Origin of the sequence: Chryseobacterium ginsengisoli, assembly GCF_039542325.1 — a bacterium.
Taxonomy (GTDB): domain Bacteria; phylum Bacteroidota; class Bacteroidia; order Flavobacteriales; family Weeksellaceae; genus Chryseobacterium; species Chryseobacterium ginsengisoli.
In genome coordinates, this window is the sequence record NZ_BAABHX010000002.1 from 415,263 (window position 1) to 428,500 (window position 13,238).

Consider the following 13,238-nt stretch of genomic DNA (forward strand, 5'->3'; position numbering starts at 1 on the left):
ATTGAAATGGAGAGACATATCTTTTTTGAAAACATTTATTTTCCAAATATTTTGTCAATATAAAAAAACTTTCTATATTTGCACCACTGAAAAACAACGATACAATCGGAGTTTTTGGAGAAATGGCAGAGTGGTCGATTGCGATAGTCTTGAAAACTATTGACTGTAACAGGTCCGGGGGTTCGAATCCCTCTTTCTCCGCAATAATATGATAGAGAATCTCTCTAAAGTGTGCAAAAGCTGATAAATCCTGCAATTTTAAAAATTGCAGGATTTTCTTTTTTCAGAAGAATCCTGTAAAATTTATAAAAACGCCTATAATTTACATGGCACAATCGTGGCACTTTTTTTGAAAATAGAAAGTGCCACGAAATTAGATTTAAAGATTTGATAATCAACATGTAAAACCATTAACGACTTGACTTAAGAATGTTATAGTTCGACATTTACTAACCTTAAAATGTTTTATTATGCTAGAAACAAGTTACGGACTCAATTTCTTTTTGAAAAGTCCAAAAATTAAAACGACACAGATCAGATATGTTTATCTGAGAGTTACTGTTGATGGTGTTCCCAAAGAGACCTCTACGAAAATGAAATGGGATGCAAAGAGATGGGATCAGGAAGCCGGAAAAGCGATTGGAACCAAGGAGGATGCTAAAACGCTCAACTATTTCTTAGAGGCATTGGTCACAAAGATTAATCAATTCAGAACAGAGCTTATAAATCAGGATGAAACGGTGACATCATTAAAAATCATCAATTTTGTCAATGGAAAAACAATTTCCAAAGCCAAAGTCCTTCACGAGTTTAAAGAACATAATGATGAGCTGGTGGCTTTAGTACCCACCGAATATGCAATGGGAACTTAAACGCGTTTTGTAACAGCACGATCTCATATACAGGAATTCATCTTTTTCAAATACCAACGAGATGATCTTGAATTTCGGGAACTAAATTATGAATTTATAAAAGATTATGAGTTCTACTTAAAGACTGTACAAAAATGTTCTAATAATACCTCATTAAAATATATCAGTAATTTTAAGAAGATTGTGCTTCGTGCTATCGCTAAGGAAATTATTTCTAAAGATCCATTTATCTTATTTAAGCGAAAAAAAAATAAAGTAAAGAAAGAGCCTCTTACAAAATCCGAGCATATGCGGCAAGATAAAACTGTTCTGCAGAAATTTTATCACCAACGAGCTCGGCACAGCGTCCCTGAAAATAATTGATGTCAGAGTTACAACGAATATTACCATTTAATTTTAAAGCTTGGGCAAAGTGGATTGCTGATAGATCATAATTTCCTCCGGCAAGATAGTACTGGCCTAAATTGAACTGTACAGAGGCAGATTCAATTCCCTTTTCAACTGCACGGTTCAATGATTCAAGTTGCAAAGTTGATATTCCCTGACTTTTATAATGATCTGCAAGTAATACATAAAAATCAGCCATTTCAGGGTAATGCGTAATTCCTTTTTCCAGCAGTTCAATTTTATCCTGTCCTTTTAAACTATATTTAAAATGGAGAAGTGCATGGGGTGGAAAGTACAACGATTCACTCGCCAATTTATGATAGGCCTCTGATTGTGCTTGGTTGTAAATATAAACGGCACCATCATCTGATTTAGACCAAGAACGTTCGGCATAGGACAGACCTAACCAATAATAGGCGTACCCATTGTTCTTGCCAGCCTTATCGTTTTGTATAGAAATTAGAAATTCATCAGTAGCTTTTTGAAAATTTTTTCTACTATGATACACTAGCCCCAATAAATAGTGACAATTGGCTTTCTCTGGATAGTCTTCAATCATTTTCAGGCATGCGGATTCGACCTCATCTATATTGTTCGCATAATATGCTTCCCAAGCAATATTTATCGATTCCTGATAATTGTCTTCTCTTATGTCTTTAATTTCTTCCATGATAAGCTAATTTAGACTTTTTTTCATTAGTAGGTACAAAATAAAACTAGCCCTGCGCAGCCTATCTGCGCAATTCAATTTTTTATTTCCACAATTGACCTCTTCATTCCGATAATATTGTAGTTAGCTTTCACTCCGAACATTTCCAAGCTGGATAAATAACTATGCTTAATGTCCAATAAAATTCCATTGAAATAGTTTAATCCATTTGAAATTTCCGTCGTATAAAATATCAACAAAAATAGATAGATCTATCTATTTTTATATTACCTTTGTTAAAATTTTTGATATGAGCGAAAAAATGAGTGTAAAAGAAAGAATTGTTGAAACAACCGCTCGCCTATTTTATCATCAAGGATTTAATAATACAGGAATTAATCAGATCATTGCAGAGGCTAATATTGCAATAGGTTCACTTTACAATCATTTCAAATCAAAAGAAGACCTCTTACTAAACTACTTGGAACAAGAGGAAATAACGTTTTTTTCAAACCTTGATCTTTTTATGAAAGATGAGCAAAAACCTGAAAAAAAACTATTAAAGTTTATTGATTACCGCATCCAGTTGCAGAAACAAGCAGGATATTCTGGCTGTCACTTTATTAAAATTAATGCTGAAATAGGCAGAGAGAATGAGAAAGTTGCTACAAGAGTCATTAATCACAAACAAAAACAAAGAGATTATCTTAAAAACTTGATTCAATCTTTTGATTCTAATTCAAACCTTTCTAAGGAAAATCTAGCCAATATAATTTTTCTTATGATTGAAGGCGCTGTCGCATCGAGCAGTATCAAAGGAAATACTCAAGACTTGGAAGTTTTAAGAAAAACAATTTTGGAATTAATATAATTTTTTTAATTTGAATAGATAGACCTTTCTATATATAATGAAAACTATTAATCTACAAAGGATGGCCTTATTGGTTCTCCTTACAGCCCATTTATTAACGATTGTTGATATATTCATTGTTAATATTGCTATTCCTTCTATCGAAGATGGACTCGCTTCAAGTAACGCAGAAACTCAATTAATTGTAGCTATTTACATGATTGGATTAGCATCTTTTCTTATTATTGGTAGTCGTGCTGGAGATTATTATGGAAGAAAGTATTTGTTCATGATTGGACTGCTATTATTTATGATATTTTCTGCAGGATGTGGATTTGCCAGCTCTTCTAAACAGTTAATTGCATTAAGATTTTTTCAGGGAATAAGCGCTGGATTGATGTCACCGCAAGTTTTATCCTATATCCAAATTCTCTTTCCCAGCGATAAAGAAAGAACATATGCATTAGGATGGTATGGGATCACTATTGGTATAGGTACAATGTTGGGTCAATTTCTGGGTGGCTTTTTAGTTGAAATAAAACCTTTTATTATCAATCAATCGTGGCGTTATATTTTTTTGATTAATATCCCGATTTGCTTGCTCAATCTTTTCTTAGCCAAGCTATTTTTAAAAAACTCTGTCAATGCTTCAGTTTTAAGTATGGATTATAAAGGTGCTTCTATTCTGTGTCTTTCACTTATATTGTTACTATTTTCCATTACTATAGGATATGAACAATCTGTTACTGTTTGTATTTTCACATTTGTAGCTTCTCTTCTATTGATAATGTACTTTCTATTCAGTCAAAGACAAAATGAAAATAAAGTGCTGCTTGATCTGAAACTATTCAGATTTAAAAACTTCAACATGGCAGTTTTAGCTGTGATACTTTTTATGTTTATGTTGGATGCTTATTTTTTTGTACTAGCACTATTTTTACAGGAAGGTTTGAATTTATCCCCAATGCAGGCAGGCTATTTTGTTATATTTCAAGGAAGTGGATTTATTATAACATCTTTATTTGCTGCACCTATAATCTTGAAATTTGGCAAAAACATTTTAATTATAGGAATTTTATTGATTATGTCTGCTTTAATTTTCCAATTGATTCTATTCAAATATCCGATTATCGATTGGAAAAGTTATATGACAATGGTGTTTCATGGATGTGGTGTTGCGTTAGTTTTACCCGCTTTTGCTAATATAGCAATGAAAGGACTTCCGGAAAATATGGTAGGGAATGCTTCGGGAGTTTATTCTACGTTACAGCAATTAGCAGGCGCACTCGGAATAGCCTTGAATGGAGGACTATTCTATTACATTATAGATCAAAATTTGGGATGGATCAATTTCTATCAAGCATTCGCATATTCTTCATGCATCCATTTCGTTTGCCTAATTTTAGTATTATTTATTTTAATCCTTCTACCTAAATCGATTCTTAAAAAAGTTTAGAATACATGTTCATCAAAGGGACAAAATTTTCTTCTGTATCTTTTCTATAATTTGCTTCAAATAAAGATTCTAATTTTTACTTTTGGAAATTTTATGATCTTCTACTTGCCATGCATATTTTTTACCAACTGGCATTTCTATTTTGATGTACTTTTCTGAAAATCCGGTATCAAGAAAAAAATTCTCTTCCTCACTCTTTCATTGATTGGCAATTTGATCTAAAATATGTATTGGTTTTTCCATTGGACTAAATTACTGAAGCATAGCTGTTCGATTGCTGATTAATATTAGAAGTCGTAAAGCCAATTATTAAGTACGCCATCTGAGCTTTCTAGTTCTATGGCATCCATGATTTTTTCATAAAAACCACAGATATATTCTCTGTCCTCTGTGTCCAGGTTATAATCGTTGAACCTGTCCAGATCATTTTTCATTAAATCCCTGTACTGTTTATCACTAAAATTATTGGTTACCCTTTCGGTAAATCTATCAATGCTTTCATCAAGAAGCTGGGATTGAACTCTTTCATTCTGCTTATCAGCCACACCTATATAAAAAACTTCCTGGACAAACTTTGGTGCAGCCTTTAATGCTTCAAGCTGTTGCATTTTTTCCATTGTTTTTACATCGTTATTCTTACAGCAGGAAAAAGTACGCATAATCAGGGAATATATAAAGACCCCTACAGCTAATATTTATATGAGGTAAATGCTTGTGCTGAAATTTAATCTTTCACTTGATTGACATATAGAATGATAAGATGATAACTTTTATTTTTCCCCTTTTTTGGTGGCATGGAATAGCTTATGGTGAGTTCTGCTTTTTTTTGTTCACTGCCGATCAATATTTCCGTATTCTCAAACTTCGTTTCAAAATTTTCATTCTGAACAATGGAATTTTTTACACGGTATCCAAATTTTTCAAAAACAGGCAGTAAACGGTTGTATTCATTGATCATATCATCAGGATTATCAAATTCAAAGTTCTCATGGATCGAAAAAACATCCGTCTCCATCTCTTCAGTGGTCTGAGTGACTGTTAATATTCCTTTTTTAAAGGTTGATTCGATAAAGGGGTGCTTACCAAATTTAGTAATAAATGTATGTGTGTCATTACTCTCCGTTTTACAGTCATTAGTCCACATTAGTCCTCTATTGGCTCCCCATTCAAATTGCAACAGGGAATTGGCGATCATCAATTTCGGTGCTAGATCAAGATCTAAATCAAGGAATAATTTTGATAGATCTTCCTTCATAGTAGATTGAGCTGATAGGCTCAGGCTTAACAAGGCATATAACAGAATCAGATTTTTTTTCATTTAAGTGGTTATCAGGTTTGATGATTTTAAAGAAGAAACAAAAATAGGACAATTCTAAATTCTGTAAAATATTTATGCATCAGGCTTTTTACGGAAAATATATAATTTAAGCTTCTAAAATTACAGTACTTCTAAGTTTGTGTTTTTTTAATGATCAGAAAGAGGAACTTTAAGTACCGGCATTTAGTTTTACCGGGGCGTTCCGATTTCGCACACACGCTCGGTCGCGCTCTCCGCTATATCTTTTGCCGGGCAAAAGGATGCCGCTTTTATCGCTAACGCAAAAAAATTGTGATTTTAAATCTGATATTTATCTTTGCGGATATGCGTTTACGTTTTGTTTTTTATAATGAAAAATATTCATAAAGAAATGTTGGGACCCGGAAAGTTTTACTAATTTTATTAGCAAAAAGTCACAATTAGAAAAATTATTTATTTAGCAGTACTGCCATAGCATTTCCGTAAAAACTCCGATCAATTGAAGAATTTTAGGCAGCCTCTCTCTCCCATGCGCTATATCAGAGATTTATTCCCTCAATTTTGATCATTTAATCTTTCTTAAATTACATATTAGATCTCAAAAGTTTACTACTTATGAGGTCACCTCGCTCCCATCGGTTATATTTGCAATTCAAAATAAATAATCAAACTATGAAAGAACTTATCGAAAAGATCAATGCTGAATTTGAAGCATTTTCTAATGAGGCAGCACTACAGACTGAAAAAGGTAACAAGGCTGCCGGTACAAGAGCTAGAAAATCTGCTTTAGAACTTAGCAAACTATTCAAGGAATTCCGTAAGGTATCTGTTGAAGAAACAAAAAAATAAAAATAAAATCCCAGCCATCCGGTTGGGGTTTCTTATATCATCATGTTCTGTTAATTTGTTGCATAACTTTACAAATGATTCTCCGCTAAAAAAGCTGCATTTCTTTTTACGGCGTCCCCTATGGGCGGGCTTATCATTTCAATCTTTTCCGCGCCGGAAAAGACATTAACTTTCCTACACTGCACTTTTCGCTGGTTGGTTTTTTAAAACAATGTTGATTTACTTCATCGTTGTTCTGCTGATTATTTTTATTGCCATTCCGTAGCCGTTCTCTCCCATAGCTAACAGACCTTATTTCAGATAATTATGATTAATTTATTTAAAACTAAAATCGGACGACTTAGAATTATTGCTATTCTTGAGGGCATTTCATTATTGATCTTAATATTCATCGCAGTTCCGTTGAAGCTCATCCATTATACAAAGATAATACGAAAATTTTACTTGGAACGTTTAGATTACTTGTGGTCAGATCTCGATATACCTATGAATTTTTAATGTCTGTAATGATTATTTCTATTTTTGTGATAAGTGGATCATCTGTTAATACCCAATGATAACATATTAATTTTAAAGCAATAGCACAGTTGACGATTGCTTCTTTGATCAAACCCTTCAACTTTTCATTTCTGCTGGGAGAATAAGCCTGATGGATCAAATGAAAAGTAAATGCTCCATTGTGTTCAAGCTTTGAAAAGAAATCATAGATTGGCTTTATCATTTCAGCTTCTTTTATAGTATTACCTTGTTTGACGATTCCAGCCATAAATATTTTGGTAGTAACATTACTAAATTTTTTTAAGTTTCCATCTACATCAAATAGATCCGGCCAATCCTTTCTTACCTGATCTTTTTCATCCTTAGTAAACTCATTCCATGTGTACTTTACATGGTCTGCCATTATTCTACAGACACGCTCTAACTGCACCTCTTCATCGTCAATTTCATCTATAACATAATATAAACCCAGTAAATCAAGCATAGCGGTTCTCATCTGCAGCGCTACGCCCATTCCGTAGTGTGGTTTATTGTCTAAATTATAAACCTGCAGAAAAATGCCATCTAAAAGCATTCGGATCTTCATAAATATTGTATAATAAAACCTATCGGTCACCTGCTGATATCTCTCACTTTTCCAGATTATATCTGTAACCGCTTCCAGTGCTTTTACGAATTCATTTATATTTAATCCAAGCTTTTGTGCATCAATATTTGTATTAGCCATAGTTATATCGTTAAGCCAAACTCTTCGGCTATATCTTTCGTTAGTTTAGATAAAATTCTTTTGTGAAAACGGTCCGGATGTAAAACATTGCCCATAATTAATTCCTTTATTTCAGCCGGCGAACTAAAAATATTGTGCCCCCCAATATCAAATGAGGTAAACAAGGCTTCAATTGTTGAATTATTGTAAACGTAGGCCTTGGTGAGAATTTCTCCTGCATAATCTTTATGAAAGCTATATCGATCTTCAATAGCAAATTCACCAATACTTTTTTCTGCCCTTGCTCTTGCTATCTTACCTACACCCGTACAAGGTTGCAGCTTCAAAGTGAAGTCATCACCGTTTACAAGAAAATCTACAGCATCAACTTTTGTCCTAAACTCATACAAGCCCTCGATATGATCAATAAAAGGATGAAGATGAGTCGTTATAGAAAATTTCTTTTGACCTTTCAATGTTCCTGAGTTACATAGGGAGCAGGAAGGAATCAGATTGTAAAATGATAGCGCTAAATATGGATATCTTCCTTTGTTTAGAAAATGATCAAATTCAGGACGAGTCTTTATTCGTTTGTTTCGAATAGTAAATGTAAACAACGCATTACAATAAGGACAAGAACTAATAGCCAAACGTTTTGCATGACGGTACGCTAAAGCCCCGCCATTTCTCCTGGTAAAAGAAGTCGTTTTATCCGTGTCATAATTAAAAATTGATCTAATGGCGTCTTTTGCCCAATTATTAATATACGTAGTCATTTTAGCTGGGGTAAGTTGAACGCCTTTGACCGTAATTACAGGGTTATTGACAAGGTAAGCCGCCTTAGCAGCATCAATCAACGGATCAATTACGCTAGCATGAAATTCTAATCTATCAGGTTTACCCAATAAAATTTCCCGCAAATGAGTATGAATATAGTTCATTACAGGCTTCATGTCGTTAGTAGGTGCGGCCAATAGTTGAGCTTTTAAACCAAATGCTGATGTAATATCTTTGTAGTAGAGCTGCGCTATCGCATCTAACTCCATGAGGCTATAGGGGCTTTTAATCATTGTCAGTTCTGTTATTATTTTCTTGGATTTGTTTGTTGATTTCAGCAAGACGCTCCTCCAACCTTAGTCGCTCTTCATTTAGTCCAAACTTTTCCGACCACATATTTAGCAATTTTCTTCTGAGCACCGGCTCTCCAATTAATCGAATGGTTTTCAGATAATCCTCATTACGCTTTGTAACCTTTTTATTGTTAAGATATTTAATAATCTTATCTAATTTGTTCTTCGCAAATTCCCCTATTAAGATCCCATCCATATAGAACGAATCAGAATATAGTGTATGAATATTAGCAGCAAAAGTTTCAGTTCTATTATTGTCTTTTGAATGGTATAAAGAAGTTCTCTTTCCTGTTTTTTCAATAAATAAAACATTCGATTTGGGAAGATCGGATGACAAGAATGGCGTATTTGCCGTAAAAATTAACTGTATGGAATGCTCAGCAAATAACCTGCTTAGGTAATCAAGAGTTAGATTGAAAAATCGCCTCTGCCATTCCGGATGATAGCAAGCATCACCTTCATCAATCATAATTATCAGATTTCTTTGTAGCTTATGATGTTCATGATGCTTGATATGATAAAAGCGAGACATGAAAGAGAGATAAGACTGCTCCCCCGTACTGAGTGAACGCCATCGAAAATTAAAAAACGTACTAACGCCCTTTATCTTTAAATAATAATCCCTAAGGCGCTGAAAGATTTCTTCGGTTTCCTCTGTAAGCGGTAAATTAAATTGCGTGCCTCGAGCTCCGGATATTTTTATGATGTTCTGCTTCATCAGACCCTCCATAAATTCGATAAATTGAGGAACATGCTCGTTAAGTAATTTATAACGGGTAATCTTAACAGCTTCATTCTCTATACGAACTGTGTAATCTTTCATTTCTTTAAAAAAGCGCAATAAATATTTGCGTACGGATTCACCTTCCTTTAGAGAAACCTGATATGTAGATGGATTATTTACTGAATACTTCTTTTCATCAATCTGAAAATTTATAAAGATAGCTATGAGCAATCTAGAAATTAAAGCTTCTTCTTCACTTTCTGAATAGTGCATTTTATGCAGTAGTTGAACTAGATTATTTGTTTCGTAGTCCTTATTATTGCCTTCCGTAAAATAAATGCTATCATCCAAATTAATTTCTACCGTTAGTTCTGTAGGTCTTTCAAAAGGAAGGCGCTTGGAGTCCTCTGAACCTAAAAACTGTATTGCCCGTGCAACCTCGTCAAGATATAGATTTTGTAGATCACTGGTTTTGGCCAATAATTGTGATTGTACATCTTTATTGCGCAAATTTTCTTCTATTATTCGAGTTCTTGCCGCCACAAGATATGCGGTGGTGGAAATATTTATTAACCCACTATAGTTTTTCAGGTCTTCATTGTATTCCAGAAAATAAGAATAATGTATGTAGTCTACAGACGGGATTCCAGCAAAGCGTAAGGATTCTATCGGTACATCACCAAAGGGTTGGGGCGTAAATAATTTCGTATCATCGTTTATAATTAATCCAAGATCATCTGGATACAGCAGATAAAATGCGGACTCATTTCCTTCTTCCATCTCGTAAGCAATAATATCTTCATGGAAAACTGCATTAATTCCATCTGGCAAATGGTCTCTCATGTACTTCAGGATACTGGATTTTCCAGCTCCATTTTTTCCAATGACAGCTGTTACATTCTTTACGTTACTTTTTTCAAAAAAATCAGGAATATAATCGGGATTTTCGAAAATCGTTAATACTCTGTGCTGATCTTCTTGACCAGAATTTGATATCTCCATTTCAAAAATGAATCTGGAAGATAAGTTTATGCTGGCATCTTTTAAATAATGTGATTTATTGATCCATAAATAGTGAATTTGCATTGGATGATTAGTTTTTGAGGATTTGTTAAAATAGATTTAAGAATATCAAACTTGTTTGAGAAAGAACTACTGTTACTATATCTTTTTTATACAATGGAACACCTGAACAGCTATCTTTAATTGAAAATAAAGGTTCTTATTTGGTTTCATGCCAAAGTTATATTGTTCACTGAAATCAATACCCTTTGTTGCATAAGCACTAATTTGTATTCTTGCCAATTGATCATGGTTCAGTTGAATGAAATCTCTTTTTGCGAACCATCTTTTTGATGTCAAGAACATTTCAAAAGATTTTAGGTGTATAGCTTTGGATGATAAATTAGTAATCACAACTTCCTTTTCAGATTCACGACCATCAATTGTAAGATAAGGATCAATTCGAAACCTATCCCTCACCAATTCGTAAATCTTGATTAAAAAAAGAAAAGTAGATAAAATAGCAGCATATTCAGCTGTATGCGATGTAGTCATGGAGCGTATTTTTTTTTCAATATACCACTTTAATAAATAATCTGCCAAACAATAGATTAGTCAACTTCAAAAACATAGTAAAAATTATTTTCGTCAAACCAGGAAACACTTATGGCAAGAAATTATGCTACGCACAAAACCTTAAAAATCATCCAGATGTTCGAAATGCAATGTATCTGAACACATTTTGGATCATTCCCTTAATGCCAGTTTTCATGACTTCCACTCATTTTTTTTATCAATCACCGGTATGCTGTTTTGTTCCAGTTCAAGAGCAAAGGTATTTCCGTGTTCTTAACGCAGGGGCAAGGTCAGGTCCTTGCAGGATTTGATAAAAAATCTCCACCCATGCGGGTCGTATTTATTTCTCAAAACCTTACCCCTGCTAAACACTAACCTTTTTATGCTCGTGAAAAGAAACAAAGCATACTCCGGCTCTTTAGACGAATAAAAAAAATGTCAGCTATGGAAAACAACAGCATTAGAAATGATAACAGAGTGAAAAGAAACAGCACCTCCTCTCATTACCGAATAAATCAGAAAAAAAATCAAGACAGGAGAGCGAAAAAATCACCTATAACAAACTCAAAAATTTAAGATTATGAACATCATCGGAAGATTGACACGGGATGCGGAAGTGCGCACGGTGTCACAGGACAAGCAGGTACTTAATTTTTCAGTGGCGACCAACGACAGCTACAAAAACAAGCAGGGAGAACGCGTTGAGCAGACCACCTACTTTGATTGCGCCTACTGGATCAGTATGAACGTTGCCAAGGCGCTGACCAAAGGCACATTGGTTGAATTGACGGGAAGAGTGTACGCAAGGGCGTGGACAGGCGGTGACGGAGAGCCACACGCAGGACTGAATTTTCACACCTCAGAAATCAAACTGCACGGAGGTGTTAAGAAAGTACAAGCCGAAGAACCCACAAAGACGACAAAAGGCAAAAAGTCTGAAAAAGAAAAGGAAGATGACGACCTCCCCTTTTAAGCATTAGGTATAAAAATCAAAATAATTCAAAACCTTAAAATATTTTAATCATGGCACATAATTTAAATTTCAACGACAACACAGGGAAGTATTCATTTTTTAGCGTTAAGGAAAAAGCATGGCACGGCTTGGGGCAGATTCTCGAACAGCACCCCACTAGCGAGGAAGCCATCAAATACGCAGGACTTGATTACGAGGTTCTCAAAAAGCCTGCCTTTATTAAGGGCGAACCTCTTTCCATTGGCGACAATGGGGAGATTATCGAGGGCGAGGACATGATCATTCCTGACCGTTTCGGCACTTATCGAAGCGATACCAAACAGGCATTTGCTACGGTGGGCTCGGATTATCACATTGTACAAAACCGTGAAGCCTTTTCTTTCTTTGATGCAATTGTAGGCGGTGGAGATGGAATCCTGTACGAGAATGCAGGAGCATTGGGTAATGGAGAGCGTATTTTTATAACCGCAAAACTTCCCGATTATATCCGTGTCGGTAACGGTGACGATGTAGTGGAAAAGTACATCTTCCTGACCACCTCACACGATGGTAGCGGTAGCATTACGGCAGCATTTACCCCTATTCGCATCGTTTGCCAAAATACGCTCAATGCATCGCTTCGCAATATGAGCAACGTAGTGAGAATACGCCATACATCGGGTGCTAAACAGCGATTGGAAGACGCCCACAAGGTCATGGGACTAGCCAACCGCATGAGTACCGAAATGGAGGGAATATTCAACCAATGGGCAAAGGTTAAGGTCAATGACGTTGAGGTTAAGAAACTGATTCAGTTGGCACTTTGCCCCAACAAGGAAACCCTAAAGCACCTACAGAACGGTAATGATGATGAAATCTCCACAGTATTCAAAAACACGGTCGAAGATGCCTTTGCCTACGCCATGATGAGCGATACCCAAATGATGGAAACCACTAAGGGAACATTGTTCGGTGCTTACAATGCGGTTACGGGATATTTTCAGAATGTGCGCTCATACAAGGATAATGAAGCTAAGCTTCAATCCATCATCATGGGCGGAACGGCACAGCTAAAAGCGCAGAAAGCATTTGAACTCTGTACAGCCTTTTCCACTTCGGGAGCAGAAATTTTCAGTCTTAATTAACCAACCAAAGGCAACTGCCTGTAATGTAGTTGCCTTATTGGGAAAAAAGGGAGCAAAAAAACAGGTCATGGTCATTGAAAAATGTCCCGAATCTGCCATCACAAAAATAAAAAAGACAAAGTTTAAATCAGTTTAACCTCAAAAT

13 protein-coding genes, 1 tRNA gene and 1 pseudogene are annotated in these 13,238 nt (G+C 35.0%); 8 read left to right on the forward strand and 7 right to left on the reverse strand.

Features of this window, described 5'->3' with window-relative positions; translation table 11 throughout:
- Nucleotides 1–116 precede the first annotated feature (116 nt).
- From ABD940_RS06950 to ABD940_RS22890, 3 genes and pseudogenes are all read left to right on the forward strand, one after another.
- A tRNA-Ser gene (locus ABD940_RS06950) sits at nt 117–201 on the forward strand.
- 269 nt (nt 202–470) lie between these two features.
- Nucleotides 471–872, forward strand: a complete 402-nt coding sequence (locus tag ABD940_RS06955; protein WP_345201478.1) for an Arm DNA-binding domain-containing protein — start codon at nt 471–473, stop codon at nt 870–872.
- 24 nt (nt 873–896) lie between these two features.
- Nucleotides 897–1,235, forward strand: a pseudogene (locus tag ABD940_RS22890) (phage integrase SAM-like domain-containing protein); the annotation flags it as partial.
- On the opposite strand, the gene ABD940_RS06960 reads toward ABD940_RS22890, so the two are convergent.
- Nucleotides 1,144–1,929 (reverse strand): tetratricopeptide repeat protein, encoded by a 786-nt coding sequence (locus tag ABD940_RS06960; protein WP_345201480.1) that lies wholly within the window; start codon nt 1,927–1,929, stop codon nt 1,144–1,146. The pseudogene ABD940_RS22890 and the gene ABD940_RS06960 overlap by 92 nt on opposite strands.
- Before the next feature lie 289 nt (nt 1,930–2,218).
- On the opposite strand from ABD940_RS06960, the gene ABD940_RS06965 reads away from it, so the two are divergent.
- Nucleotides 2,219–2,779, forward strand: a complete 561-nt coding sequence (locus ABD940_RS06965) for a TetR/AcrR family transcriptional regulator (RefSeq protein ID WP_345201482.1) — start codon at nt 2,219–2,221, stop codon at nt 2,777–2,779.
- A gap of 37 nt (nt 2,780–2,816) precedes the next feature.
- On the forward strand, nt 2,817–4,214 hold the full coding sequence (locus tag ABD940_RS06970) for an MFS transporter (protein ID WP_345201485.1): 1,398 nt from the start codon (nt 2,817–2,819) through the stop codon (nt 4,212–4,214).
- A 287-nt stretch (nt 4,215–4,501) separates the two neighbouring features.
- Here ABD940_RS06970 and ABD940_RS06975 read toward each other — a convergent pair whose 3' ends face one another.
- Both ABD940_RS06975 and ABD940_RS06980 read right to left on the reverse strand, forming a co-directional pair.
- Entirely contained in the window at nt 4,502–4,831 is a 330-nt protein-coding gene (locus tag ABD940_RS06975) for a DUF4844 domain-containing protein (protein WP_345201487.1), read from the reverse strand.
- Nucleotides 4,832–4,938: 107 nt separating this feature from the next.
- Nucleotides 4,939–5,532, reverse strand: coding sequence for a hypothetical protein (locus ABD940_RS06980; protein WP_345201489.1), 594 nt, complete (start codon nt 5,530–5,532; stop codon nt 4,939–4,941).
- A 651-nt stretch (nt 5,533–6,183) separates the two neighbouring features.
- Here ABD940_RS06980 and ABD940_RS06985 point away from each other — a divergent pair.
- Complete coding sequence (locus ABD940_RS06985; RefSeq protein ID WP_345201492.1) at nt 6,184–6,360, forward strand: histone H1; 177 nt, start codon at nt 6,184–6,186, stop codon at nt 6,358–6,360.
- Nucleotides 6,361–6,844: 484 nt separating this feature from the next.
- Here the strand turns inward: ABD940_RS06985 and ABD940_RS06995 are convergent, their stop codons facing one another.
- The 4 genes from ABD940_RS06995 to ABD940_RS07010 all read right to left on the reverse strand — a co-directional run bounded on the left by ABD940_RS06995 (nt 6,845) and on the right by ABD940_RS07010 (nt 10,975).
- Entirely contained in the window at nt 6,845–7,585 is a 741-nt protein-coding gene (locus ABD940_RS06995; protein WP_345201497.1) for a hypothetical protein, read from the reverse strand.
- Nucleotides 7,586–7,587: 2 nt separating this feature from the next.
- Nucleotides 7,588–8,610 carry a hypothetical protein gene (locus ABD940_RS07000; RefSeq protein WP_345201499.1) on the reverse strand — a complete coding sequence of 341 codons (1,023 nt, stop codon included), beginning with the start codon at nt 8,608–8,610 and terminating at the stop codon, nt 7,588–7,590.
- A 16-nt stretch (nt 8,611–8,626) separates the two neighbouring features.
- A complete protein-coding gene (locus tag ABD940_RS07005; RefSeq protein ID WP_345201502.1) occupies nt 8,627–10,504 on the reverse strand; it encodes a hypothetical protein in 1,878 nt (625 codons plus the stop codon).
- 75 nt (nt 10,505–10,579) lie between these two features.
- Nucleotides 10,580–10,975 carry a hypothetical protein gene (locus ABD940_RS07010; RefSeq protein ID WP_345201505.1) on the reverse strand — a complete coding sequence of 132 codons (396 nt, stop codon included), beginning with the start codon at nt 10,973–10,975 and terminating at the stop codon, nt 10,580–10,582.
- A 601-nt stretch (nt 10,976–11,576) separates the two neighbouring features.
- Between ABD940_RS07010 and ABD940_RS07015 the strand changes: the two genes are divergently transcribed.
- Together ABD940_RS07015 and ABD940_RS07020 are read left to right on the forward strand one after the other, a co-directional pair.
- Complete coding sequence (locus tag ABD940_RS07015) at nt 11,577–11,969, forward strand: single-stranded DNA-binding protein (RefSeq protein ID WP_345201507.1); 393 nt, start codon at nt 11,577–11,579, stop codon at nt 11,967–11,969.
- 50 nt (nt 11,970–12,019) lie between these two features.
- Complete coding sequence (locus tag ABD940_RS07020; RefSeq protein ID WP_345201510.1) at nt 12,020–13,093, forward strand: DUF932 domain-containing protein; 1,074 nt, start codon at nt 12,020–12,022, stop codon at nt 13,091–13,093.
- The last annotated feature ends 145 nt before the right edge of the window (nt 13,094–13,238 follow it).